The sequence below is a fragment of the Nitrospira calida genome, assembly GCF_976986435.1.
In genome coordinates this window covers 953,712-978,525 of record NZ_OZ335950.1, presented here as the reverse complement: position 1 = coordinate 978,525, position 24,814 = coordinate 953,712, and the positions used below count along the sequence as shown (strand labels likewise).

At 62.9% G+C, this 24,814-nt stretch carries 23 protein-coding genes; all 23 read right to left on the bottom strand.

The window, feature by feature from the left end:
• Positions 1-176 precede the first annotated feature (176 nt).
• Positions 177-1,250 (bottom strand): EamA family transporter, encoded by a 1,074-nt coding sequence (locus ACWHTU_RS04900; protein ID WP_447862124.1) that lies wholly within the window; start codon positions 1,248-1,250, stop codon positions 177-179.
• Between the two features lie 183 nt (positions 1,251-1,433).
• Positions 1,434-2,306: a hypothetical protein gene (locus tag ACWHTU_RS04895; RefSeq protein WP_447862122.1), complete on the bottom strand. Its 873-nt coding sequence runs from the start codon at positions 2,304-2,306 to the stop codon at positions 1,434-1,436.
• Positions 2,307-2,903: 597 nt separating this feature from the next.
• A complete protein-coding gene (locus ACWHTU_RS04890; RefSeq protein ID WP_447862120.1) occupies positions 2,904-6,032 on the bottom strand; it encodes an efflux RND transporter permease subunit in 3,129 nt (1,042 codons plus the stop codon).
• A 60-nt stretch (positions 6,033-6,092) separates the two neighbouring features.
• On the bottom strand, positions 6,093-7,316 hold the full coding sequence (locus tag ACWHTU_RS04885) for an efflux RND transporter periplasmic adaptor subunit (RefSeq protein WP_447862119.1): 1,224 nt from the start codon (positions 7,314-7,316) through the stop codon (positions 6,093-6,095).
• Positions 7,313-8,623, bottom strand: a complete 1,311-nt coding sequence (locus tag ACWHTU_RS04880) for a TolC family protein (protein ID WP_447862117.1) — start codon at positions 8,621-8,623, stop codon at positions 7,313-7,315. Before ACWHTU_RS04880 ends, ACWHTU_RS04885 begins: the two co-directional genes overlap by 4 nt.
• Before the next feature lie 87 nt (positions 8,624-8,710).
• On the bottom strand, positions 8,711-9,067 hold the full coding sequence (locus tag ACWHTU_RS04875; protein WP_447862116.1) for a hypothetical protein: 357 nt from the start codon (positions 9,065-9,067) through the stop codon (positions 8,711-8,713).
• Positions 9,068-9,218: 151 nt separating this feature from the next.
• Positions 9,219-10,082 (bottom strand): universal stress protein, encoded by an 864-nt coding sequence (locus ACWHTU_RS04870; RefSeq protein ID WP_447862114.1) that lies wholly within the window; start codon positions 10,080-10,082, stop codon positions 9,219-9,221.
• A gap of 19 nt (positions 10,083-10,101) precedes the next feature.
• Positions 10,102-11,061, bottom strand: coding sequence for a 1-phosphofructokinase (pfkB, locus tag ACWHTU_RS04865; protein ID WP_447862113.1), 960 nt, complete (start codon positions 11,059-11,061; stop codon positions 10,102-10,104).
• 2 nt (positions 11,062-11,063) lie between these two features.
• Positions 11,064-12,119, bottom strand: coding sequence for a hydrogenase expression/formation protein HypE (gene hypE, locus ACWHTU_RS04860; protein WP_447862111.1), 1,056 nt, complete (start codon positions 12,117-12,119; stop codon positions 11,064-11,066).
• An 8-nt stretch (positions 12,120-12,127) separates the two neighbouring features.
• Positions 12,128-13,264 (bottom strand): hydrogenase formation protein HypD, encoded by a 1,137-nt coding sequence (gene hypD / locus ACWHTU_RS04855; protein ID WP_447862110.1) that lies wholly within the window; start codon positions 13,262-13,264, stop codon positions 12,128-12,130.
• Entirely contained in the window at positions 13,261-13,533 is a 273-nt protein-coding gene (locus ACWHTU_RS04850) for a HypC/HybG/HupF family hydrogenase formation chaperone (protein WP_447862108.1), read from the bottom strand. The genes hypD and ACWHTU_RS04850 overlap by 4 nt, the downstream gene beginning before the upstream one ends.
• Before the next feature lie 19 nt (positions 13,534-13,552).
• Positions 13,553-15,904 carry a carbamoyltransferase HypF gene (gene hypF / locus ACWHTU_RS04845; RefSeq protein ID WP_447862107.1) on the bottom strand — a complete coding sequence of 784 codons (2,352 nt, stop codon included), beginning with the start codon at positions 15,902-15,904 and terminating at the stop codon, positions 13,553-13,555.
• Positions 15,882-16,235, bottom strand: coding sequence for a hydrogenase maturation nickel metallochaperone HypA/HybF (locus ACWHTU_RS04840; protein WP_447862105.1), 354 nt, complete (start codon positions 16,233-16,235; stop codon positions 15,882-15,884). Before ACWHTU_RS04840 ends, hypF begins: the two co-directional genes overlap by 23 nt.
• 4 nt (positions 16,236-16,239) lie before the next feature.
• A complete protein-coding gene (locus tag ACWHTU_RS04835) occupies positions 16,240-16,701 on the bottom strand; it encodes a hydrogenase maturation protease (protein WP_447862103.1) in 462 nt (153 codons plus the stop codon).
• Positions 16,702-16,704: 3 nt separating this feature from the next.
• Complete coding sequence (locus ACWHTU_RS04830) at positions 16,705-18,039, bottom strand: Ni/Fe hydrogenase subunit alpha (RefSeq protein ID WP_447862102.1); 1,335 nt, start codon at positions 18,037-18,039, stop codon at positions 16,705-16,707.
• A 51-nt stretch (positions 18,040-18,090) separates the two neighbouring features.
• Positions 18,091-18,927 (bottom strand): NADH-quinone oxidoreductase subunit B family protein, encoded by an 837-nt coding sequence (locus ACWHTU_RS04825; RefSeq protein WP_447862100.1) that lies wholly within the window; start codon positions 18,925-18,927, stop codon positions 18,091-18,093.
• Positions 18,928-18,930: 3 nt separating this feature from the next.
• Positions 18,931-19,782 (bottom strand): FAD/NAD(P)-binding protein, encoded by an 852-nt coding sequence (locus ACWHTU_RS04820; protein WP_447862099.1) that lies wholly within the window; start codon positions 19,780-19,782, stop codon positions 18,931-18,933.
• Positions 19,782-20,978, bottom strand: coding sequence for a 4Fe-4S dicluster domain-containing protein (locus ACWHTU_RS04815; RefSeq protein ID WP_447862097.1), 1,197 nt, complete (start codon positions 20,976-20,978; stop codon positions 19,782-19,784). Before ACWHTU_RS04815 ends, ACWHTU_RS04820 begins: the two co-directional genes overlap by 1 nt.
• Entirely contained in the window at positions 20,978-22,351 is a 1,374-nt protein-coding gene (locus ACWHTU_RS04810; protein WP_447862095.1) for a hypothetical protein, read from the bottom strand. The genes ACWHTU_RS04815 and ACWHTU_RS04810 overlap by 1 nt, the downstream gene beginning before the upstream one ends.
• Positions 22,335-22,562, bottom strand: coding sequence for a DUF2934 domain-containing protein (locus ACWHTU_RS04805; protein WP_447862094.1), 228 nt, complete (start codon positions 22,560-22,562; stop codon positions 22,335-22,337). Before ACWHTU_RS04805 ends, ACWHTU_RS04810 begins: the two co-directional genes overlap by 17 nt.
• Before the next feature lie 54 nt (positions 22,563-22,616).
• Complete coding sequence (locus ACWHTU_RS04800; protein ID WP_447862092.1) at positions 22,617-23,582, bottom strand: universal stress protein; 966 nt, start codon at positions 23,580-23,582, stop codon at positions 22,617-22,619.
• Positions 23,583-23,648: 66 nt separating this feature from the next.
• Complete coding sequence (locus tag ACWHTU_RS04795) at positions 23,649-24,077, bottom strand: cupredoxin domain-containing protein (RefSeq protein ID WP_447862091.1); 429 nt, start codon at positions 24,075-24,077, stop codon at positions 23,649-23,651.
• Positions 24,074-24,586: a universal stress protein gene (locus tag ACWHTU_RS04790; protein ID WP_447862089.1), complete on the bottom strand. Its 513-nt coding sequence runs from the start codon at positions 24,584-24,586 to the stop codon at positions 24,074-24,076. The genes ACWHTU_RS04795 and ACWHTU_RS04790 overlap by 4 nt, the downstream gene beginning before the upstream one ends.
• Positions 24,587-24,814 lie beyond the last annotated feature (228 nt).

Below are 24,814 nucleotides of genomic sequence, written 5' to 3'. Positions count from 1 at the left end.
CAAATTCATTGAGAGCCCAGGCCCAAAATACCACGCAATGTGGCCGTCACGGTTGTGGAAAAGTGAAGGCAGTGGGCCGCGGTGTTCTCGTCCGAGGACGGCACCCGCTGGTTGCTCATGAACAGGTATCCGCCTGCTTAATCCATCGATTTGATTGCCCGTACAACACGAGCAACCTACCCATGGCCGTGACGATGGTGAAGCTCGGACACATGGGGATGATCGTGCACCAGGGGCGGATGCCGGTGCAGATGCGCGTGCGGCTGTCCAATCACAGCATGGTCGTGCCCATGCTCGTGATGCTTGCCATGCACGTGAGCATGATCGTGCTCCAATTCGTCATGAGCATGTTCGTGGCTGTGGCGCTCCCGGAGGAGAAGAAACAAACCCGCCGCCATCAACGTCGTGGCCAGACCTTCACTCGTTCCCCACCGCTCACCTAAGATCGGAACCGCAGCGACCGCACCGATGAAAGGCGCCGTGGCGAAATAGCCCGCTTCTCGGGCAGCCCCCAATATCCGCAAGGCGCGCATGTCCAACACCAGGCTTAGTCCATAGCTGATCAATCCGAGCACCAGCGCAGACAGGAGAATCGAAAGGCTCGGCAAACTCTGGCCTGTGGCGACGGCAAGGCTCAACGTACAAGTTCCGGCTCCCAGTGTTTTGAGGCGGGTCGCCACAATAGGATCCCGGAGCGACAATTGCTGCGTCAGGTTGTTGTCGATGGCCCAGCACAAACAGGCGCCTAAAAGCGCAAGGAAACCAAGCACGTCGCCGTGCAGGGCCTGCGGCTGATAACTCAGCACGGCAGCGCCGACGAAGATCAGGCTTGCGCCCGCAACCTCCCAACGCCCTAAATGTTCCCGGAACAAGAACACTGCCAGGACCATCGTCAGCGGTGCCTCCAGGTTCAGGAGCAGCGAAGCCAGAACCGCGGACAGACGCTCCAACCCCCACAACATCAACACAGGACCCAGGGCGCCGCCAGCGAGGATGACGCCGGCCAACAACCTGGCATCGGACCGACGTATCGGCGCTTCTTGGTGAGGCGCGCTTGATCTTCGGTAGAACAACAGCTCAAAGGCGAACAACCCCAAACCCGCCCCAAGATACAGCAGGCCGGCAATAAGCAGAGGACCGGCTTCAGGAAGCAGGAGCTTCGCGAGCGGGGGACTGACGCCGAACAGGGCCGCGGCGGTCAGACCGTACGCCGCCCCCCGAGCCTGCGATGAAGCGGAAGGCACAAACATTCACTCAATCAACAAATAAATGACCCCGGGAACCGTCATCCCTGCAAACCTGCCCCCAACTATAAACCTCTATAACCAGAGATCGGGCCGATCCGCCAACTCATCTTCCTCTGACCGATTCACGCCCGCTTTCCAACGATCGGGTCATCTTTTCCCATAATAAGAGGCCCGTGAGACAATGGCTTAGAGGAAAAGATCGAACAGGGAGGAGAATGAGAATCCTCGAATCTTCTCTGGTTGTCTATCCTCCGTGCAGGCTCGAAGCACCAATTTCTCTCCCGCGGTTTCCGCAAGTTCAGCCATGGCTCGGTTTAGATTAGCCTCCAATTGCACTTCTTTCCGCTTTTGTTCTTCCGGTGAATACTCAGCCAAGGCTTTGCCCGGGACCCTGACTCGGAGTGCATCGTCGGACCAGACCGGTCCCTCACAGGGTTGCAGTTGGAACGCATCCAGGTGAACACGGACGGGTCGGAACGCCCAGCCCGCGATCTCCGCTCCTCCATACCAGATTGGAAAGTCGGTGGTCGCATCAACAGCGAGGAACGCCCCGACGGCCGCAGGGTTCCACGCAGTTGCGACCCCGATGGCGGTCGTCCACGCTGAGACATGTAGAAGCCAGCCGGTCACCCAGTACTGCCACCGGACCGCCCCGTAGTCATGGATGAGTCCGGTCACCGCGATATCGGCACCGGTCTGATGACCAAGCGCACGGATTTGATCCTCGGTGAGCGGAGCCCCAGCAGGGGCAAGATCGGCCAGCAGCCGGCGGGTCTCATCAAAGGGCACCACCATGATTCCGCTGTGGCGAGCGAGGTGCTCCGTGAGAAAACGCTGGGCCGTAATCTGAATCTCTTCCTTCATCTGAGCTAGAAGAACGGGATCAATCTCCGGGGAAGGGGCCTCTTCGAACGAGTGAATCTGCGTACTCTTGGTGATCGGTGCTTCCAGGATCACCGGTCCCACTACGACTTTCAGGGGAGAAGCCGTCAAAGAAGCCGGAGGTCTGCCTAGCGTGATACAGCCTCCTAGCATCCCACAGAGAGCGATCATGCTCATACACTGCAAAATTCGATATGTAGTGAAACCATTTCCATCTGTCCTCGCCACTGCCATTGCCTCTCGATGTGGCCCCCGGACGGCCATGGAAGCGACCGCAGAGGTACCGCGGCCGCGATGTGCCGCGCGAAACACGCTGGACGCCATTACGCACGGCTGGGTGTGGGTTAATGAAGTACCTGCTTCGGCTGGGTGTTACCGACCGAGCGGAGGATGAAACGGCAGGGAATTGTGTCCCGGGACCAACGCCGCCGGGGCTTCGCCGTCGCACGGGGAGATGGGACAGCACCCTTCGGGTACAGCTTGGGGGACAGACAGAAAAGCCAGATGGCAGGGACAGCCATCCTCGCTTGCCTGACCTAGGTTCACCGGTTCTGCAGGGGACCGATTTGACAGCGTTGGCGAAGCATGGGGCGCAAGGCTGCGCCACTCATCGAGACAACTCAAGCCGGTCAACTGGACACTTAGCAGCAGGATCAACCCGATCAAGAAGAGGCGGGTGAACGGTTTGGAAATCATCTCGGGCCCATTCTAATCCGCTGAGCGATGTCCGCCAAGCCCGAGCCAAGAAGCAGCCACAGAGCGGTAGCCTTTCATCTATAGCCTTTCGCCACGAGTCTCGACTCGCCACCGCCACATCGCATACGCCGCCGGGATCACGAACAGGGTCAGAAGCATGGCCGAGAGCACGCCGCCCACCTGCGGCGCGGCGACCCGCTTCATCACGTCCGCGCCGGTCCCCGTCGCCAGCATGACGGGGACCAACCCCAGCACGTCCACCAAGCCGATCATGGCCATGGGCCGGATGCGCTCCACCGCGCCGAGATGGACGGTCTCCAAGAGATCCTCCAGAGTTTTCAACCCGCCCGCCGCCTTACGGCGGGCGCAGGCCTCGTCCAGATAGGCGAGCATCACCGCGCTCGTTTCGGCCGCGGTGCCGACGACGGTAATGATCCCCACCCAGACCGCAACGCTCATGTTGTACTCCAGCACGGCCAGATACCAGATCGCGCCGACCAGCGCAAGCGGCACACCCAGCATGACCATGAGCGTTTCGGCGACGGACCGGAACGTCAGGTAGAAGACCACGAAGATGATCAGCAAGGTCAGCGGGACCACGACCTCCAGCCGTTCCCGCACCCGTTGCATGAATTCGTACTGCCCGGACCAGGCGATCGTGTAGCCCGGCGGCAGCTCGATTTTTCCCTGCACAGCGCGCTTGAGGTCCTCCACATACCCGCCGACGTCCCGCCCGGCCATATCGACATAGACATAGGCCGCGAGGCGGCCGTTCTCGTCGCGGATCATCGGCGGGCCGCTCACGAAGCGCAGCGTGGCAAGTTGCGCCAGCGGCACCTGGATACCCGCCGGCGTCGTCACGAGGACCCGCTTGAGCTTCTCTGGATCGTCGCGCAGCTCCCGCAGGTACCGGACGTTGATCGGGTACCGCTCGCGCCCCTCGATCGTCGTCGCGATGTTCTCGCCGCCGATCGCGGACTCGATGATGCGCCCAACGTCCATCACCTTGAGGCCGTAGCGCGCGATCTCGTCCCGGTTGATCTCGAAGTCGAGAAAATAGCCGCCGGTAGCGCGCTCGGCGTAGACGCTCCGCGTGCCCGGGACGTCTTTCAAGACCATCTCCAGGTGTTCGCCGATGCGTTCGATCTCCCTCAAGTCCGAGCCGAAGATCTTGATGCCGACCGGCGTGCGGATGCCGGTCGTCAGCATATCCACCCGATTCTTGATCGGCATCGTCCACGCGTTGGTCACCCCCGGAAACTTGAGCGCCCGGTCCATTTCGTCCACCAGCCCTTCGTGGGTCAGGCCGGGCCGCCATTGGTCCTTCGGTTTCAGTTGGACGACCACCTCCATCATGCTGAACGGCGCCGGATCGGTGGATGTCTCGGCCCGTCCGGCTTTGCCGAAGACCCGCTCCACCTCGGGGAATGCACGCAGCTTGCGATCCATGATCTGCAGCAGGCGACCGGCCTCGGTGACCGAGAGGCCCGGCAACGTCGTCGGCATGTAGAGGATCGTACCCTCGTACAGCGGCGGCATGAACTCGGAGCCGAGTCGCTGAAACGCGGGAACAGCCGAAGCCAGCAAGGCCACGGCCAGCACCATCACCAGCACCCGGTGTCGCAGGCAGCCGCGCAGCACCGGCCCGTAGATCCGCTGCAGCAGCCGGCTCACCGGATGGCGCCGCTCGGGAAGGATCCGGCCCCGCATGGCGCCCGGCAGCACCGCCGGCACGAAGGTGATGGCGAGAGCCGCACAGGCCGCGATGGCGAGATTGTTGGTCCAAGCCAGCGGCCGGAACAGCCGGCCCTCCTGCTCCTGCAGCGTGAAGATCGGGATGAAGGAAATGGCGATCACCAACACCGACGCGAAGGTCGCCGGCCCGACTTCTTTGGCCGAGTCAATCAAGACTTGCAAGCGGTCTCCCGGCCTTCCGGCCCGCTCCCATTCTTCGAGTCGCTTGTGGGCGTTGTCCACCATGATGATCGCGGCGTCCACCATGTCGCCGATCGCCACGATGATCCCGCCCAACGACATGATGTGCACGCCAATGTTCAGCAGGTACATCGGCACGAACGCAATCAGCACGGCCAGCGGCAAGGTCAGGATCGGCAAGGCGGCCGACCGGATGTGCAACAGGAACAGCGCGATCAGCACACTCGTGACGATCAGTTCTTCCGCCAGGCTTTCGTAGGCCGTGGCGATGGATTCGTCGATCAGCCCGCTCCGATCGTAGACGGTCACAACCTTGACCCCCTTGGGGAACGACGGTTCCAGCTCCTTAAGCTTCGCCTTGACGCGCTGGATGACCGTGAGCGCGTTCTCCCCAAAGCGCATGACAACGATCCCGCCGGCGACCTCCCCCTGCCCGTCCAGCTCGGCCAGCCCGCGCCGCATGTCCGGGCCCAGGCGGACCGTTGCGACGTCGCGGAGCAGGATGGGCGTGCCGTTCTCGTTCACGCCGACCGCGATCTTCTCGATATCCTCAACCGACTTGAGATAGCCCCGCCCGCGAATCATGTACTCGATTCCCGAGAACTCCACGACGCGGCCGCCCACGTCGTTGTTGCTTTCCCGAATCGTCTCGATGATCGCCGGAATGGACAGCCGGTAGGCGAGCACCTTGGTCGGATCTAGGTTCACCTGGTACTGCCGGACGAAGCCGCCGATGCTCGCCACCTCGGCGACGCCCTCGACGCTCCGCAACCAGTAACGCAGATACCAATCTTGGAAGCTGCGGAGCGAGGCCAGGTCGTGCTGACCCGACTCGTCCACGAGCGCGTACTGGAACACCCAGCCGACGCCGGTCGCGTCGGGACCGAGTTGCGGCACCACCCCTTCGGGCAGGCGTCCTGCGAGCTGGCTCAGATATTCCAACACGCGGGACCGCGCCCAGTAGATGTCCGTGCCGTCCTTAAAGAGCACATACACATAGGAAAACCCGAAGTCAGAAAGCCCGCGGACCACTGTGACCTTCGGCGCGGACAGCAAGGCGGTCACGATCGGATAGGTGACCTGGTCCTCCACCAGATCCGGCGAGCGGCCCGGCCACGTCGTATAGACAATGACCTGGGTATCGGACAGATCCGGCAAGGCATCCACCGGCGTCTGCCGCACGGCCCACAGCCCGGCTGTGGCGGCGGAAAACACCAGTAGCAGGACGAAGAACCGGTTCCTGGCACTGAAGTCGATGATATGTTCAACCATGCCTGAACCCGTCTCTCATATCTCGCAAGGCGGGGCGAGATACGCTTCACCAGTGACGCTTCACGGTTTACTCATTCCCATCCCCCCCATGCTCTCCACCGCCGCCTTCAATCGGCTTTCGCTATCAATCAGGAAATTCGCCGAGGTGACGACGTGTTCCCCTTCCTTGAGACCCTTGACCACTTCGTAGTAGGAATCGGCCTTCACCCCGGTTCTGATCACGCGCGGCTCCAGCCGCCCGCCGCCGTGATGGATGAACACCAGTTGCTTCTGACCGGACTCGATCACCGCATCCTGCGGGATCGCCAAGCGGGTCCCTAAGTCGACCTTCAACTCCACGTTGGTGTACATATCCGGCTTAAGCTTCTCCTCGGGATTGTCCAGCTCGAAGCGCACCTTCGCCGTGCGGGTCTTGGGATCGAGCGTAGGGTAGACAAAGCCGACGCGGCCGGTCAGCACCGTCCCGGGTTCATAGGAGAGCGAGACCGAGGCCTTCTGACCCACTTGCACGAACGCCAATTCGTATTCGTAGATGTCCGCAATGACCCACACATGAGACAGATCAGCGATGGTATACAGTTCCTGGCCCGGATCCACGTGGGCTCCAGCCAGGGCCTCTTTCCGAATGACCGTACCGGTGATCGGGGAATGAATCGGGAGGGTCTTGAGCACCTTGCCAGTTCGCTCCAGCTCCCGGATGTGGTCCTCGGTGATGTCCCAAAGCTGGAATCGCCGACGAGCCGCTTCCAACAGTTCCCGGGCGCCGCGCGACACCTCGGGAAACTCGCTCTTCCCCAACTCCTGATAGCTGCGGAGGGCCAGCAAATATTCCTCCTGTGTGGCCACAAGATCGGGGCTGTAGATCGTAAACAGGACCTGGCCGCGCTTGACATGGTCGCCGAGCGCGCTGACCATGAGCGTTTCGATCCATCCGTGAAACTTGATCGTCACCTTGGCAAGCCGCCGCTCGTCGACCGCGACCCGTCCCACTGTGCGGATGACCTTCTCCAGCGGACGATGCGCCACTGCCTCATATTTCACCCCAATTGTCTGCAGCCGCTCCGGCGCTATCGTCACGGTGCCGGCTTCCGGCGTGAGGGACGCGGCGTCAGGCATCACGGGCGTGGCCTCTTCACGAGGCATGTTCATCCCCGGCATGTCGGCCATCGTGTCTTGCCGCGAGTCGGCCGGCGGCAACACCACCCGCCGGCTTGTCAGCCACAAGGCCGCCACCGCGCCGATGGCTACAAGGAACGCCAGACTGATCACTGCTCCTCGCGTCATGGTTTGTCCCTTCCCCGTTGTGTGTCGGCGGAAAACGGACGACGGGTAGCGGCTAACGATCCGCCCGTTAACGCTTCCAACCTCGCCACGGCCTGCTCATGCGCCACCATCTCGCCGTGGAGCTCCAACTGATTCTCCTGCAGGGTCAACAGACTGTTGAGCAACGTGAGGAAATCGACTTTGCCGACGGCATACCCAGCCTGGGCCGCCTGAAGCGCCAGCGTGGACTGCGGGATGATCGCGTCGCGAAGGATCGTGATCAGCCGCTCCGCACGCTGGGTCTGCACAAACGCATCCTTGACTTGAAACAGGATGTCCTGCCGGGCGGCGGCGAGATCTTCGCGCGCGCCAGCTAGCCTCGCCAGGGCTTCCCTGACCCCTTGCCGCTGCTTTGTTTCATAGAACAGCGGGATCCTGATCCCTAGGAGCACCTGGTAGCCGTTGTCGTTGATCAGATCGTTCCGCAACCCCAGCGCGGTCACATCGAAATCCGGGTAATATTGCCGGCGGGCGAGTGAGACCGTCTGTTCGCTCCGCTCGATGCTCTTCGCCGACGCGAGGAGAACCGGTGAAAACTGTTCAGCCAACCGATTGAGTTCCGGCAAGGAGATGGTCAGGAGCGGGACCTGAAGCTCCTCCGGCGTCCCGAGCGGATCAGCGGGCGGACGGTTCAGAAGCCGGTTGATCGCCGCATGGAGACTCTCTTTCCGCTGCTCCAGCACGGCGAGCCGGTCGAGAACGCGCGAGATTTCGACTTGCGCCCGGAAGACGTCCTGCTGGGCAGCTTGACCGACGCTGTAGCGGGCCTTCGCGGTTTTCTCGAATTGGATCAGGAGCGCCTTGTTCCGCTCCACGATCTCCATGCTCTTGTGGACGAAGTGCAGGGCATAGTAGGCCTCCTTCAGCGCGGCGATCACACGGAGGCGGGTCGCGAGATATTCCTGCTCCAGGCGCTCGGCTTCGCGCCGGGCGATCTCGCCCCTGAGCGTCAACTTGCCGGGGAACGGGATCTCCTGTCCGAATCCATATAGGGCGCCCTGGACGACGGGCGGCACCATTGGCATCCGCTGATAGCCGAACTGCAGCGTCGGATCGGGAAGCGTTTGCGCCTGCGGGACAACCGCTTTCGCGGCTTCCCATCGCTCCCGCGCCGCCTTGATCTCCGGATTTCGTTCCGTTACCTCCGCCAGAAGGCCGTCCAAGGACAGCCTCGTTTCTTGCGTCGCAGAGGCAACCGAGAGCACCGGCCCCAGAAAGATCGCCGCCACCGCCGCCATGTGTACTAAGACCGTCATGAAGCGGATCATGGTCATCCTCCACCAAAGAAAAGGACCGCACAGCCGTTGACCGACTCGGTCAACGGCCCATTGGCGCATCCACTTCTCAGGAAAAGATCACAGGCGCAGTACGGCGCGCAACTGGAGACAGGGCAGAGGATCAACTGGAGACTGGGCGATCAGGCGGATACAGTAAGATGCCAGCGTCGGATGACAGACCGAGGACGTCATGCCGGCGGGACAGCGCCTGTGCGCGTCATCGTCCGGGTCGAGGGCTTTGGCGGATTCCACGGAGAGGGTCTTGAAGACGTCGCAAAACTGGGGCATCGGCTGCTGCTCCGGTGTCGAACACCCTTTGACCATCATCGCGGCCGAGTCTCCGAAGAGCGGCAAAAGGCAGGCGTAAGCGTTGAAGCTGAAACCCACGAAGAGGAGGATCAAGAGGCTGTTGAGGAGGATACCAACGCGAAACATCGGCGAGTTCCTATTCAACAGTCCATAGCTGACAGCGAAGAGCCAGCAGCCAGTGATTCCAGGCTCCTCGCTAGTCTTAATATATAAACCATACGCTCCGGTTCCTTCCCGGTCAATGCGCCGGCGCCCCGGTTCCCACACGTCAGACGCCCTATCGGACGACAAGCACCGAGCAAGAACTGTGTTGCACCACTTTGGTTGAGACGCTGCCGAGCAGAAACCGCGCGATGGCGCCCAAGCCTTTGGCACCGGTGACGATCAGATCGGCCTTCTTCCGCGACGCGACCTTCATAATTTCCTCGGCCGGCTTGCCGAGCCGCAACACTTCATCAACCCGATAGCCGGCCTTGACCAGTTTCTCCGCGCACCGCTCGACGACTTGCTTGCCCGCCTCCTTCAGCTCAGGATACTTCAGAAACGGCATCACGTGCACGATCGACACGAGGATCGGCTCAGCCACCCCCGCCGGCACGCCTGCGTCCGCCCGGAGCTTATCCGTCAGAAACCGTACCGCCTTCCCGGACGACGGAGATCCATCGGCCGCGAAGACGATGTGGCGAACTGGCCGCGCCTCCTCCTTCACCACGAGTACGGAGCACGGGGCGTGTAACGCCACCTGCGTGGACACGCTGCCGAGCATAAACCGATCGAGCGCGTCTAATCCTCGGCTGCCGACGACGACCAGCCCATCGCGCTTGGGGGACTGGTTGAGAATTGTCGCGGCGACGCTCCCTTTTCGGCTCACGACCCTTCCCTTCAGGCCGTGCGACGAGAACAGTGCGCGGGTCTCCTCAACCGTCTTTTTCGCCCGGGTTTCCAACCGCTTGACCTCTTCCTGGATAAACCGCTCGTTGCCAGCGATCACAGGTTGCACCACGAAGGGCGCGCGCAGCGCCGCCACGTCCATCACGTGCAACGCGGTCACCCGAGGCGGCGACACAAACGGCATCCGCGCGATCCACTCCGTCGCCCACCGACCGTACTTGGACCCGTCGACTGCGAGCAAGATGTTCATCGTCACCATCCTTTCTCAGTCAGCATAAGCCTCTCGCCCCTCGTCTTCCGTCCAGCACTTGAATTTTGGTCCGCGGCAGCAGCCGCTGCACATCCTTCAGCCGGCACAGTTGGTTGCCCGGGGCGAGGGTGGCCGCTGTGCCGGCAGCCGTGGCGAAACGGACGCATTCCTCCAAGTCTTTGCCGCCTGCGTGCTTGAACACAAAGCCCGCCACGGTCGAATCCCCGGCACCGACCGTGCTGCGAACCGTCACGGCTGGAGGCACGGCCCGGTATCGCTCGGCACCGCTGGCCGCCAGCAACCCACGACGTCCTTGCGAAACCAGCACGATCCGCACCCCCGCCCGATTCAGCGCCCGCGCCGCATCCCATACCGCCCCTTCGGTCCGTAACGGCCGTCCGGTCAGCCGACGCAGCTCATTCAAGTTGGGTTTGATGGCGAACGGTCGGGCCTTAAGACCGGCCTTGAAACAGGGACCGTCGGCGTCCAGCACGGCTTTGGCACCCTGCCGTTGAACAAGCGCGATGATCTGCCGGTAGGCATCCCGCGGGACTCCGCGGGGCAGACTGCCGCCCAACACGACATAGGCCCCGCGCAGGTCCAACAAACCGAGATGCGTGAGAAACGCGCGCCATTCCTGCGGCGCGACGAGAGGACCCTTGGCATTGACCATGGTCTGCGTCCCGCGCCGCTTCGCGCAGACGATGACGTTGCGGCGGGTTTCCTGCGCGATCGGCGTGAAGTAACAGGTCACGCCCTCGCGTTTGAGCAGATCGACCATGAGCCGCCCGTTATGCCCGCCGATAAACCCCAGGGCGATGCTGTCGCCGCCCAGACGCCGGATGGCGCGCGACACGTCGATCCCTTTTCCTCCCGCATAGACGCATTCTCCCGTAGCGCGGTTGGTCTCGCCTATCCGCAGCTCTTCGACGTCGAGGAAATGGTCCAGCGCGGGGTTCAGGGTGATGGTGTAAATCATCGTCAGCAGATCCTCGGCAATTGCTCGCCGGACAAGAGATCGAGGAACCGCTTGGTGCCGAGCACGGTCATCAAGACCACGGCTCGTTCTTCTGAATCCATCACGCGGCCGATGATTGCGGCCCCCTGCGAGACCTCGTGCCGGCGCATGATGGTCAGCGCCTTGTACGCCTCCGACTCCGGAACGAAGGCAACAAACCGGCCTTCGTTGGCGACATACAGAGGATCAAGCCCCAACAGTTCACAGGCGCCGCGCACGGGTTCGCTCACCGGAATCGCTCTTTCATCGACCGCCATCGCGACCCGAGCAGCCGCGGCGATCTCGTTGAGCGCACTGGCCAGGCCGCCTCGGGTGAGGTCCCGCAGGCAATGCACTTCGATCCCGCTCGAGAGGAGATCCTCGACTACGGTATGGACCGGAGCGGAATCGCTTCGAATGTCGCCGGCGAAGGCCAGCCCCTCCCGCACGCTCAAGACCGCCAGGCCGTGGCGACCGAGATCGCCACTGAGCAGAATGGCATCCCCGGACCGCACGCGCTGCGGAGCCACCGCCGCCTCCTGGAGCACGAGACCGACACCGGCGGTATTGATGAACATGCCGTCCCCTTTGCCGCGATCCACCACCTTGGTATCGCCGGTTACAACAGCCACGCCGGCTGCCTGTGCGGCCTCGGCCATCGAGGTCACCACCCGCATGAGTGTCTCAAGCGGCAGCCCTTCTTCCAGAATAAATCCCGCGCTCAGGTACAGGGGTTTGGCGCCGCACATGGCGAGATCGTTGACCGTGCCGTAGACGGCAAGCCTCCCGATGTCCCCGCCGGGGAAAAACAATGGTTGAACCACATAGGAATCCGTGGTGAACGCGAGTTGTCCCCCGTCCACCGGCAACACAGCCCCGTCATGGAGCTGAGCCAGCCAGGCGTTGTCGAACGCCGGGAGAAACGTTTGCCGGATCAACTCCTGCATGAGACGTCCACCGCCGCCGTGCGCCAGCGCGATCGTCTGTTGCCTCAACGTCGGCAGCGGACAGGAGAGTTCAAGAGAGTGGTCGTCGCTCATGGTCGGGCTCACCTCTCGTCCTCCCTCGATCCAGACGTCTCATGCATCGCGGGCTTCCGATACCGGTAATAGGCGGCACAGGCACCTTCGCTGGACACCATCGGGGCGCCCAGCGGGCGCTCAGGCGTGCACCGCACGCCGAAAGCAGGACATTCGGTCGGTTTGAGCAAACCTTGCAGCACGAGCCCGCTGCGGCATTCCGGATCCTCTTCGGTATTTCCGGTGGTCTGCGCCAGTTCACGCTGAAACTTCAACGCCGCGTCGTACGCGGCATAGGCCGGTTTCAGGCGAAGACCGCTCGCCGGGATCTCGCCGATTCCCCGCCACGCCCGCGGCGACGGCTCGAACACCTCCGCCAGCAGCGCGGTGGCCGCCTCATTGCCTTGCCGCCGCACCGAGCGGACGTATTGATTTTCCACTTCGGCGCGTCCCTCTTCGAGTTGCCGCACCAGCATCAAGATGCCCTCAAGAATATCCAGCGGCTCGAACCCGGTGACCACGATCGGCACTCGGTATTGGGCGGCCAATAGTTCATACTGCGTATAGCCCATCACCGTGCACACGTGGCCGGCGGCCAGAAATCCCTGGACGCGATTGCCCGGAGCCGAAAGGATCGCTTCCATCGCAGGGGGCACCAAGACATGCGCGACGAGCAGGCTGAAATTGGAGAGCCGAAGCCGCGCGGCTTCCTTGACCGCCATCGCATAGGCCGGGGCGGTCGTCTCGAACCCGACGGCGAAGCACACGATCTCTCGATCCGGATGCGATCGCGCCAACGCCAGTGCGTCGAGCGGCGAGTAGACCAGGCGCACGTCGCCCCCGGCGGCTTTCGCATCGAACAGACTCCGCCGGGAGCCCGGCACGCGGAGCATATCGCCGAACGTGCAAAAGATCACATGCGGCCACGACGCCAAGGCCACGGCCTGATCGATCAACCCCACGGGCGTCACACACACCGGACAGCCCGGTCCATGCACCAACGTCAGCTTCTCCGGCAACAATTCATCCAGGCCGAACCGGACGATGGCATGGGTCTGCCCGCCACAGACCTCCATGAGGGTCCAGGGCCGGGTGACCGAGCGGCGTATGGCGTTCGCCATCGCTTCCGCCGCACCCCGATCCCGGAATTCGTCCACGTACTTCACGGTGTCGTTCCGCCTTCGCCCTCTGCCGGCGCGGTGTCGCTGCGGTTCCGAGCCGTCATAGCTTTGAAGAGCTCGATCGACCGGAGCGCGGCGCCTTCATCCACGGTGCTGATCGCAAACCCGACATGCACCATGACGTAGTCTCCGACACGCGCCTCCGGGACGAGCGCCAGAGACACGTCCTTGATCATCCCGCCGAATGAGACCTTACCTGTTTTGAGCGCGTCGTCGCCAACACTCACAATCCGTCCCGGCACCGCCAGACACATTCTGCACCGCTCCTCGCGATCAGCCTTCGACGCAACTTGCGTCCCTTGCCTGCGCACACGCCACCGCCGCTTGGCCTAGCGATAGTCCGCCGTCGTTGGGGGGAACCTCGCGATGGGTGAAGACCTCACATCCGGCTTTGGTCAGACGTTCCCTGACCAGCTCAACCAACAACCCATTCTGAAAACAGCCTCCGGACAACACCACGCGCGGCAACCCGACTGCCCGCGCCACCTGGTCGATCGCATCGGCCAGCGCGAGGTGGACCCGCACGGCGATCACGGCAGGCGCAATCCCGGCCTTTAGATCATCTTGAATAGCTTGGATCATCGGTCGCCAGTCGATCTCTTGGACTTCAGGGTACGCTGAATCTTCGCCGATGGCTACAGGATAACCCGTCTCGTCGGCCCCTTTCTCCCACGCTTCCAATGCCGCGTGCTCGACAGCCATCGCAGCCTGTCCCTCGAAACTTGCGACCTGACAGAACCCGAGCATGGACGCGACGGCGTCGAAGAACCGTCCCAGGCTGCTGGTCACAGGAGACAGCGCCTGCCGGCGCAACAAGGAAGCCACCGCCTGCACCTGTTCGGTCCGCTTGAAGCCCTGCACGAGGTTGACCGCCTCCTCTCTGAAGACGTCCCACAGCACGGCCAGCGCCGAACGCCGAGGCTCGCGCACAGCTGCTTCGCCGCCGGGCAACCGGAAGGGTCGCCACCGCGCGTACCGGCGACACGACTGGTACCCGACAACGAGCCATTCGCCGCCCCAGACCGTGCCGTCCGGCCCATAGCCGGACCCATCCCACGCGATTCCCAGCACCTCGCCACCGAGGCGGTGTTCCGCCATACAGGCAGCGATGTGGGCATGGTGGTGCTGCACCGGAATCACGGGAACGGCAAGCCGCTCCGCCAGTTCCTGAGCGTACTGTGTCGACCGATAGTCCGGATGGAGATCGCAAGCGATAGCCACGGGCTTCACATCCCACAACCTGATGAGATCGTCGATCGCCCGCCGGAATGCCGCGAAGGCCTCCGGCGTGGACAGATCGCCCAGGTGCTGGCTCACCGTCACCTGATCGCCGGCCGCCAGGGCGACAGTGTTCTTGATCTGCCCGCCGACCGCCAGGATCGACACCGGGGCCCGCCGCCTCCGAAGTTCTTCAGGCAGCAGGATGGAAGAGGGCACATATCCGCGCGCCCTCCTGAGGATCACCGGTCCGGCTTTCATCATCCGCACCACCGAGTCATCAACGGGCCGCGTAATGGCCCGGTCGTGCACGAGATACGCATCGGCGATGTCCTTCAGGCGAGTCAGGGCGTCGTGTTCCTCGATCGCGATCGGTTCATCGGAGCGGTTTCCGCTTGTAGCCACGGCGGGAGCGCCCAAGCCGGTCGCCAACAGCACATGGAGGGGCGAGTGCGGCAGCATGGCCCCGACCAAGGCATTGCCGGGAGCTACCGCCGCGGCCAGCCCGCATGCCGGACGCCGCCGCAGGAGCACAACCGGGGCCTGCGGCGACGTCAGCAGCGCGGATTCCTCGGGCGAGACGACACACGCCTCCTCCACCGCCTCGAGCGATGGAAACAACACCGCAAACGGTTTGTGCGGCCGTCGCTTACGGTCGCGCAATCGCCGGACAGCCGTTTCCGAACGGGCATCCACCCAGAGCTGAAACCCACCCAGACCTTTGACAGCTAACACCAACCCGCCCGCAACCATCTCACAGGCCTGGGCCAACGCGCCTTCGCCCTCCGCCACAACGCGCCCGCAGCCGTCCCAGAGCACCACCCGCGGCCCGCAGGACGGGCACGCGAGTGCCTCGGCATGGAAACGCCGGTCGGCTGGATCTCGATACTCCCTCAGGCAGGAGGCGCACAACGGGAACCGACTCAGCGTCGTGCGTGCACGGTCATAGGGCAGATCGGTCAAGATGCTGAACCGCGGCCCGCACCGGGTGCACGTCAAAAAAGGATAGCGGAACCGGCGATCTCGCGGATCCATCAATTCGCGCAAGCAGTCGGCGCAGATGGCCAGATCGGGCGGCACGGCCGGATATCGCAGCCCTCCCATGAGACTCGTCCGAATCTGAAATCCCCGTTCTCCGGTCACAGGAACCCTTTGACGCGCCACGCGTTCGATGCGCGACAAGTCCGGTGCTTCGGCAATCAGGCGTTCGGCAAACACTTCGACGGTCTCCTTCGTCCCTTCCACTTCAACGAGGAGTCCTTCGGTCGTATTCGCCACCCACCCGCTCAGCCCCAACCGTCTAGCCAGGCGACAGGCAAAGGGGCGAAACCCCACCCCTTGAACGGTTCCCGACACAAGCAGCCGTACCCGCGTCTTTTCTTCACTATCCAGCAACGACGAGTTCATGTAAGACCACTTCCGGCGGTTCTTCCAACTCCAGCGTAAGAGAGCCGCAGGATCGGCAGATCAACGGGTCCCCCCGCCAAACATCGCCCGTGCCGCACCGACCGCACCACGTTCGGACCGGAACCCTCATCATCTCGATCATCGCCCCTTCTGCGACCGTCCCGCGGGCCGCCTCGGCGAAGGCCGACTTGATCCACGACGGATCGAGGTCGTGCAGATGAGACAGCGCGCTCACCTTCAACCGGATCGTCAGGAGACCAACCGGTTCCTGACCCTTCACTGCCGCCTCCACCATCTTCACGACTTGTTCAAACAGGGCGCGTTCATGCATCGCGCTACGCCTCGACCTCCGCCAGAACCTGTCGAACCACTTGTTCCAGGGCCACTCCCACCGCCGGGGAGAGCGGTCGGCCAGCGCCCACTTCTTCGACTTCGATCCCGTAGACCAACACCCGCCCCGGCAGTCTTCCCAGAACCCGGGCCAGCTCCAACGCGTCGACGGCGTTCAACGCGTGGGTCGAGTGCGTGAACACCGGCGCGGCGAGGGGAGTCGTCGAGGCATCGAACCGATGAATAGTGCCGGCCGGCTGGCCGGTCCTGGCCGCATCGATCAGGATTACCGCGTCCACCCCTTGCATCAGCTCGAGCAGCTCGAGCCCCGCCATCTCCGCTTCAACCACCTCAGCCCGTCCCGCCACAAGCCCGCCGAGTCGCCGGGCGGCCAGCAGGCCCACCGCGTCGTCTCCTCCAAACGCGTTGCCGAGCCCGATGATCCGAATACGCGACGGCGGGTTCATGGATTACCCACCCGTCTCGCCGGCAGTGATCTCACGCTCCACGCTCAGTCTGAGAAAATGCGTCGCGCATGAGATGCACGGGTCGTAACACCGGATGACTTTTTCGCATTCCAAAGCGGCTTCCTCATCAGCCCGCTGTAACACATGAGGAAGAAACGCCCGCAGGTCGTCCTCGATCCGCCGTTGATTTTGCGCCGTCGGCGGAACGATTTTCGCCTCTTGGATCACGCCTTCCGCGCTCACTCGGTAGCGGTGATACAGGATGCCCCGCGGAGCTTCGGTACAGGCCGTGCCGGTTCCGGCTCTCACGGTCACAGGAACGGCGGGTTCGGCCGGAGGCTCATAGCACTCAATCAAACGGAGCGCCTCGTCGACGGCATAGAGGATTTCGACCGCACGCGCGACAATTCCGTGAAACGGGTTGCGGAGTGGAAGGGGCAGCCGCGTGTCGGCCAACACCTGCTTGGCGAGCGGCGACAACCGATCATGGTTCAACGCCAAGCGGGCCAAGGGCCCGACCAGGTAGGCGGAGCCGGTCAGCGTACAATGCAGCGCATTGGAATAGGGCACCTGCGTTTCCTGAAAGTGGTCTTCGAAGCGGCCGGCCGGGACGGCAAGGCCCCGATTCGAGGCAATGGGCCCCTCGTTGAACGGATACTCATCCGGCGGCTGGAGCGCCACGAACGTGTAGTCTTGTGAAAAATTCGGAAACTCGAGCCCGGCCGCCCAGCGGACCGTTTCAATCGCGGCATCCCGCGCCCACAGCAGTTCGTCTGTGAGATCGGCCAATTCGGCGCGGCGCGGCACCCGGGAGAAGCCCCCGACCTTTACCGAGACCGGATGGACCGACCGGCCACCCAAGACCGTCATCAGCCGATTGCCGGCTTTCTTCAGCCGCAACCCGCGGGTTACCAACTCCGGATGGCTCTTCGCCATGGCAATGGCGCTCTCGTAGCCGAGAAAATCCGGCGCCTGCAACATGAAGAGATGCAACGCATGGCTTTCAATCCACTCCCCGCAATAGAGGAGCCGCCGCAACTCCCGCAGCGTTCCCGCTACGGGCATGCCGAACGCCTGCTCCAAGGCATGCACCGCACTCATCTGGTAGGCCACAGGGCAGATGCCGCAGATCCGGGCAACAATGTCCGGCACTTCGTCGTACCGGCGCCCGACAAGGAACGCCTCGAAGAAGCGAGGCGGTTCAAAGAGGCGGAGCTGCACTTCTCCGATTTCCCCGTCGCGGACCGTGACCCGCAACGCGCCTTCGCCCTCCACACGGGCGATCATGTCGACCCGGATCGTCCGTTCCCCGTTCGGGTGTTCCGATGTCTGTTCCATTCTCGCGTCCCTATTTGAGTCTCTCACTTCCCGTGCCCCGGCTTGTTGCGCCTAGTCTCGCGGGATCCGGGCGGCCCAGCTCTCCCCTTCGTTTCGAAACGGCTGGACATAGCCGTTGATTCCGCGAAAGCGCCGTACAACCTCGACGGGAATGAGCTTGAGCCCGTCGTGAAACCGCCGCGCCAAGGACGCCGTGTTCGGCGGGAGGCCGGGTCCTCGGGACCTGCCTTCGGCCGGTCCGAAGCAGCCGTAACAGTCCCGACCCATGCTCGGGCAGATCGCGCCGCAGCCCGTGCGCGTGACCGGTCCCAGACAGGGGACGCCCTTCGCCACCATGACGCAGACGATCCCTCTGCGCTTGCACTCCAGACACACGCTGTGCGTCGGCAGACGAGGCTGAACCCCGGCCAGAACGTCGGTGAGCACCGAGAGCAATTGGCCTTTGTCGATCGGACAGCCCCACAGCTCAAGGTCCACGCGCACGTGTTCGGCGATGGGCGTAGAGGTCGACAGGCTCGCAATGTAGTCCGGACTCGGATAGACGACCCGCTTGAAGGCCTCCAGTTCCGCCCAGTTGCGCAGGGCCTGGATCCCGCCGGCGGTCGCACAGGCGCCGATCGTGATCAACGTCCGGCATTGTTCGCGAATCCGCGCGATCCGGCGCACATCCTCCGGTGTGGAGACGGACCCTTCGACCAGACCGATGTCGTAGGGCCCTTCCCCCATCCGGCTTGAGGCTTCAGGAAAGTAGGCGATGTCCAACGCTTCGCCCAACGCCAGTAACTCGTCCTCCAGGTTCAGGACGCTCAGTTGGCAGCCGTCACACGAGGCGAATTTGAACACCGCCAACTTGGGCCGGACCGGACGCGATGCTGTCGTTGCGTTCATTTTTCATACCCCCGTCTTTCCTAGCCATGGCGCGACGCGATCATACCGGAACACCGGTCCGTCTTTGCAGAGAAAAAACGGCCCCATCTGACAATGGCCGCAGAGCCCGATACCGCATTCCATATGGCGCTCAAGCGACACATGGATCGACGAGGCCGGGAGACCCTTTTTAATCAGGATCGGCGCACCCAGGCGCATCATGATCTCGGGGCCGCACATCAGAACAAGGGTCCGTTCGGGATCGACCGAAACTTGGTCGAAGAGCTCGGTCACGACGCCGATGTGATACTGCCAACTCTTATCCGCACGGTCGCACGCCAGCAACACTGTGGTATGCGGCCGGCGGCGCCAGGCATCGAACTGTTCCCGATACAGCAGATCTTGCGGTGTCTTGACCCCATGAACGATGGTGACGGCGCCGTAGGCCGCGCGCCGGCGGAAGATGTATTCGATCGCGCCGACCACCGGCGCGCAACCCAGGCCGCCGGTGATAATGACCACATCGCGCCCGCGCGCCTCTTCCAGCGGCCAACCTTGCCCGAACGGCCCGCGGATACCCAGACTGTCGCCGGGCTCGTGCCGTGCAATGGCGCCGGTCACCCGTCCCACAATACGCACGGTATGGTCTAGCACCTCGGGCTCATCCGGATCGGACACGATGGAAATGGGCACTTCCCCCACGCCGAACGCGTACACCATATTGAACTGCCCCGCCGCAAATCGGAACGAACGGCGGAGAGCCGGATCGGCGAGCCGCAGGCGAAAAGTGTAAATGTCCTCGGTTTCCCGGATCTTGTCGACGATGGTTGCCGGGTGAATCAACGAGGGATTGATCTCGGCTATCGCGGTCGCCATTAGCCGTCGTTTCGCATCGTGTCTCCCGCCGGACTGTCGGCCAGGCGGATGACGGGACCGTCTCTCGAAATCAAGGAGGCCAGTTCCTCAGTCAGATCGATCCCGACTGGGCACCAGGTGATACAGCGACCGCACCCGACGCAGCCGGACACCCCGAACTGGTCGATCCACGACGCCAGCTTATGGGTGAGCCACATCCGATACCGGTCTTTGATGGTCGGACGCACATTCTTCCCATGGATATATCCGTGATCCGGCGTGAAACAGGAATCCCAGAGCCGGACGCGCGTGCTGGTCCGCCGGTCCAGATCCGGAAGATCTGTCACGCTGTGGCAGAAGCAAGTGGGACACACCATGGTGCAGTTGGTACAGGCGAGACACCGTTGAGCCACTTCGTCCCACCGTGCGTGCTCGTGCGCCTCATACAAGGCCTGCGGGAGACGGGAGGCGTCGAGACGGCGGGGCTGGCTCCGCGCGCACGCATCGAGACCCTCCTGAACCGCGGACACCTGTACCGGCGTCGCCAGCGCCGGCGCCAATTCTTCCAGCACCTCGAGTCCGGCCGGCGTTCCGGCTTGCGCCACGAACCCTTCGTCGAGCTCGGTCAGCGCCACGTCGTACCCGCCGCGGGCTTGCGGGCCCGTGTCCATCGAGGCGCAGAAACAGATGCTTGCGGCCCGTGTACAGTTCACCGCGACCAAGAAGAGGCAGTCACGCCTGGCCTGATAGTAGGGATCAGCGACACTCCCTTGCAGAAAAATCCGATCTTGCACCGCAAGACCGGCGAGATCACAGGCTCGTGCGCCAAGAATCGCGACCAACTCCCGCTTGGGGAACGTCGATGAGGCAAGCAAGCCTCCTGCCTTTCGCTCGATCGTCACGAGCGGCTCCCGAGCGGCGAAGGCGAACCGCTTCAACGATTCCGGCCCATGGACGACGTCGAACAGCCGCTCGGATCCGCTCTGTTCAAGCCGATACCGTCCTGGCTCCTGCGTCTCCCGCCAGCCTTTGGGCAAGTCCGCGACGTGACGGATCTCGTCCCAGACGAGGGCGCCGTCGCGAACGGTCGGGCCCATCACCCGATAGCCTTTGTTCCGCAACGTGTCGATCAGTCGCTGAAATAACGAAAGGGGAAGGAATCGAGGACGCGGCGAGGAAGGTCCGGGCGGTCCGTGAGGTCCTGTCGTGTCAGTCATTACACGACCTCTTCCAGCCCGACATGGGCGCGCAGCCGATTATACTCGAATGCAGGGCGGCCTGTCCGGCGCCGCCCGATGTCGTGCCGCTCCATCTCGTCGATCAGCGCCGCGACCTTGTCGCGCGTCGTCGTGGATGCCGCTGCTCGGCGAGGTGTTTGCCCGCCGAGCGCCGGCGATTCCTGATCGGCCCATTCGAGATAAACCCGGTCCAGGAACGAGGCGAGGAATGTGCGATCTTCCTCAGCCGTGATGACGAGTGACGGGCCTTCTGCTTTCATCAGATCCTCAACCGACAGCTTGCGCGCCGGCGGGCCTTCGGTCTCTCCCCTAAAATGCAGCGAATAGCCGAACGTGCCGGCCAGGCGGTGCTTAAGCTCATTGAGCCGCTCGCGAGAATCGCATTCCACCATCAATTGCGTGGGCGCGAGCGTCAGCCTCGCGACGACCGCGCCGCCCTCCCGCTGGATCCAGGTTCGCGTAGGGTGTGTGCTTGTTCCCGGCGCATCCGCGAGCCGCGCAAGGGATTCCGGCTCCAGCCCCTCTAGGGCCGCCAGCCCCTCGGCCAACCACCGGGGTTCATGATGCTCATAGAGGGCCACGGCATACAGATAGGGCTCCCCGGTCGGTGTGCGATACGTGATCCTCGCCAAGGCGTCGGACAGCGCGGCGACGCGCAACCGGGCGAAGTTCCACAGCAGGACATAGCCGTAGAGCTTGGCGAACTCCACCCATTCACCGAGCGCGAACGATCCGGAGGCGGCCTCCATGGCCAACCGCTGCTCGTGGGTGACCTGGTAGAGGCTCTGGCCGTCGGACGCGCTCAGTACAAGGGCGCTGCCGGGAATGATCGCACGATCGGTGTCGGGATCGCCAGGCTCGCGGATGAGCCGCGTCAGCAGGATCTGCCCGGCCTCGACTCGCTTGACGACATCGCCGTCGATGATCCTGAACATCCGCCCGTCGCCGATCGAGCGTGCCGTGCACGTCCCGCTTGAAATGTCCTCTTCCGTCGGGGTCACTTCCAGGAGATCCATATAGGAATGTTTCAACGGATCCAGCCAGGCCCGCTCTTCCTCGGGCACATGTTCCGTAATCGTGTCCCGGAGTTGCTCAATCAGGCTTAACCGCCCTTCAGGGTAAAAGTCCGCATAGAGATAGAGATTTGCCAGTTCCACCTCCTGCGGCAAAGGCGCGAGAAGCGTGGCCGCACCGCCTTCCAGGTACGGTCTGAGCGCCTGCTCCAACGCCATCTGGCGTTGTCCCGCGAATTCCGGCTCTAACGACAAGGCCTCGAGGCGCGCCAGGACCGCTTCCAGCGACGGGGACATCCGTACCCATAGACCGGCCGTCTGTTCATTCGCGAGTTTCATGAATCTCCTCCATCACGATGGCCTCGGCCTCCAGCCAATCCTGCAGGGCATACCCCTCGCGCCGACCCCGTTGTTCCCACAGTTCGTAGGCTTTCTTGGCGATCCGCTCCCACATGCCGTCCGGCAATTCTATGGGTTGTTGAGCGGAGGCGTCCGATGTCCGTATGGGCATCACCTTGGCCGCGCCGGTTTTCTTGACCGAGACGTTCATGGCACTCCTCCCTGTCTAGAAGATAGCGAGCAGCTAGGAGCGCACAGCTTTCAGCTATCCGCTGCTGGCTGCAGGTTCTGGTTTCCGAATGACCCGCCGATGATCCGGGGCGAATTTCGGGCTCCGCACCGTCAAGACCGGGCAATCCGCCCGCCGCAGCACCGCCTCGGTCACACTGCCATTCACTAAATGAGAAATCCCTCGACGCCCGTGCGTACCCATCACGATCAGATCGACCGCCTGACTGTGCGCGTAGTCGAGAATGGAATCCGCCGGCAGCCCTCCCCGCAGAACTTCGTCCGCCTGCAGTCCGCAGCCGGTCACCGCCGCGGTCAGGTCGCGGAGCCGATCGCCGAGTCTCGCCCGCTTGGCTTCCAGTTCGGACGGATGAGAGAGGGTGAAATCCAAGCCGTATGCCACCGGCTCCATGATATAGAGAATGGTGACGGCCGCGTCCAATTGCTTGGCGACCTGCACCGCATACTCCAACGCGTCCAATGAGCAATCGGAAAAATCGATCGGAACCAGCATGCGTCGGACGGCGAGAGGCACGGAGGCGGCCGCCGATTCCACCGCTTCCGCTTTGATCCCGCGAACCGCCAACACGGGACAAGGCGCGCCGCGAATGACCCGCTCCGCCGTACTCCCCAGAAGCACATGTTCCAGACCGGTTCGGCCGTGCGTCCCCACGACCACCAGGTCATCGCCATGTTCACGGGCGACGGCAATGATCTTCTCGCTGGGAATCCCGATCTCGACTTGTTTCCTCACCGAAAGCCCGATCTGCGAAGCTCGGTCCGCCAACCGGCCGAGATGTCGATCGGCCTCCTTCCGGAGCTGTCCCAGGTACACGTCGTTGATCGGATACGCGGGATTCATCCCGGGCGGAAATTCCAACACGCTCAGCACGTCTAGACCGGCCCCCCAAGTCGAAGCTAAGAACAACGCATAACCTTCGGCGCGAGCCGCATAAGCCGAGCCGTCGGTGGCCAAGAGAATTCGCTGAATGAGCGGTGTCATCCGTTCTCCGTTGCCTCTCACCCCTTACCCCTTTACCTCCCATTACCACTCATGCCTGACTGTCCTTCAGACCGCTTCGACGTTCAGCAACAACAATTCGCCTTTCATGGTGGGATGGATCGAACATCTGAATTCGTATCGCCCCGGCCGTTCGATCGTGAAGCGGATCTCGGTCCCCTTTTTCGGATCCAGCAACACACCGCCGAGCCCCCTGCCATAGGAAATGACTCCGTCGCTCTCAACCTTGGTCAAGGTGCCCTCGAACATCGGTGACCCGAAGTCGTGCCGTTCCTCGTCCTGATTCCGGATCGCGATCACCGTGGGCACGCCGAGCCGCAGCGGCGCCTGTTTCGCGACAAAGGTGTAATCCTTGATCGTGACCTCGATACGCTGCTCGATTTGCGCACCGACCGGTACCATACACCCGAGCGCGACGCAGCTGGCGATGACCACTCCGTTCATCCATCTTCGCGAATGCCGCCTTTCCTGCGTCATCGGTCTCCTCCTTCACGAGACTCCGTCCTGCGCGGTCGCAGTCTCGTCGGCAACGGGACGGTTAGGACCGGGCACCCCGCCGTCCGCACCACTTTCTCGGCCGTACTGCCGAAAAAGATCTTGTCCACGCTCTCGACTTGGCCTCCATAACTACCCATCACCACCAAATCCACCCGTTCCATGCGGGCCGTCCGGGCGATCTCGGCGAAGGGAACCCCTTCCGCCAATAACCGCCGGATCGTCACACCCTTGGCCTCGTCGGACTGCAATAGCCGACGGGCCTGCAGCCGTGCATGATGCCGTAGACGTTTCTTCTGCCCGCTCTCTTCCGATGGAAGTGCCAGGCCCAACCGATTCAACGCAGTCAGGCTTTTGACATCGATGACGTGCAGCAGCAACACTTCCGCCTGAAACAGTCGCGCTAGCGCCAGTGCCAACCGGAACGCCTCCTCCGAGCACGGCGAGAAATCCACCGGCACCAGGATCTTCGAAAAGAGTCTTTCCCCCATATAGCCACCTTTCTCCGCTCAAACAAGCGAATAGCCTCACAGCCAACAGCGAACAGCCGCCATCGCTCTCATCTCCTGTCCGACAAGACGCAAGATAAATTGACCCGCTGTCCTCGTGGTTCTGTGGAAATAGTCAGCAAGGCCGGTGCCATCGGCGGAGAGCCAACCGAGAAAAGGAACTCGCGAATAGCAAAGGGGAAAATCCCTCTGGCTCAGCGACTAGCCGTT

Coding starts and splice junctions, on each gene's coding strand:
- ACWHTU_RS04900 (WP_447862124.1), bottom strand. CDS start 1,250: ATGTTTGTGCCTTCCGCTTCATCGCAGGCTCGGGGGGCGGCGTACGGT.
- ACWHTU_RS04895 (WP_447862122.1), bottom strand. CDS start 2,306: ATGAGCATGATCGCTCTCTGTGGGATGCTAGGAGGCTGTATCACGCTA.
- ACWHTU_RS04890 (WP_447862120.1), bottom strand. CDS start 6,032: ATGGTTGAACATATCATCGACTTCAGTGCCAGGAACCGGTTCTTCGTC.
- ACWHTU_RS04885 (WP_447862119.1), bottom strand. CDS start 7,316: ATGACGCGAGGAGCAGTGATCAGTCTGGCGTTCCTTGTAGCCATCGGC.
- ACWHTU_RS04880 (WP_447862117.1), bottom strand. CDS start 8,623: ATGATCCGCTTCATGACGGTCTTAGTACACATGGCGGCGGTGGCGGCG.
- ACWHTU_RS04875 (WP_447862116.1), bottom strand. CDS start 9,067: ATGTTTCGCGTTGGTATCCTCCTCAACAGCCTCTTGATCCTCCTCTTC.
- ACWHTU_RS04870 (WP_447862114.1), bottom strand. CDS start 10,082: ATGAACATCTTGCTCGCAGTCGACGGGTCCAAGTACGGTCGGTGGGCG.
- pfkB (WP_447862113.1), bottom strand. CDS start 11,061: ATGATTTACACCATCACCCTGAACCCCGCGCTGGACCATTTCCTCGAC.
- hypE (WP_447862111.1), bottom strand. CDS start 12,119: ATGAGCGACGACCACTCTCTTGAACTCTCCTGTCCGCTGCCGACGTTG.
- ACWHTU_RS04850 (WP_447862108.1), bottom strand. CDS start 13,533: ATGTGTCTGGCGGTGCCGGGACGGATTGTGAGTGTTGGCGACGACGCG.
- hypF (WP_447862107.1), bottom strand. CDS start 15,904: ATGAACTCGTCGTTGCTGGATAGTGAAGAAAAGACGCGGGTACGGCTG.
- ACWHTU_RS04840 (WP_447862105.1), bottom strand. CDS start 16,235: ATGCATGAACGCGCCCTGTTTGAACAAGTCGTGAAGATGGTGGAGGCG.
- ACWHTU_RS04835 (WP_447862103.1), bottom strand. CDS start 16,701: ATGAACCCGCCGTCGCGTATTCGGATCATCGGGCTCGGCAACGCGTTT.
- ACWHTU_RS04830 (WP_447862102.1), bottom strand. CDS start 18,039: ATGGAACAGACATCGGAACACCCGAACGGGGAACGGACGATCCGGGTC.
- ACWHTU_RS04825 (WP_447862100.1), bottom strand. CDS start 18,927: ATGAACGCAACGACAGCATCGCGTCCGGTCCGGCCCAAGTTGGCGGTG.
- ACWHTU_RS04820 (WP_447862099.1), bottom strand. CDS start 19,782: ATGGCGACCGCGATAGCCGAGATCAATCCCTCGTTGATTCACCCGGCA.
- ACWHTU_RS04815 (WP_447862097.1), bottom strand. CDS start 20,978: ATGACTGACACGACAGGACCTCACGGACCGCCCGGACCTTCCTCGCCG.
- ACWHTU_RS04810 (WP_447862095.1), bottom strand. CDS start 22,351: ATGAAACTCGCGAATGAACAGACGGCCGGTCTATGGGTACGGATGTCC.
- ACWHTU_RS04805 (WP_447862094.1), bottom strand. CDS start 22,562: ATGAACGTCTCGGTCAAGAAAACCGGCGCGGCCAAGGTGATGCCCATA.
- ACWHTU_RS04800 (WP_447862092.1), bottom strand. CDS start 23,582: ATGACACCGCTCATTCAGCGAATTCTCTTGGCCACCGACGGCTCGGCT.
- ACWHTU_RS04795 (WP_447862091.1), bottom strand. CDS start 24,077: ATGACGCAGGAAAGGCGGCATTCGCGAAGATGGATGAACGGAGTGGTC.
- ACWHTU_RS04790 (WP_447862089.1), bottom strand. CDS start 24,586: ATGGGGGAAAGACTCTTTTCGAAGATCCTGGTGCCGGTGGATTTCTCG.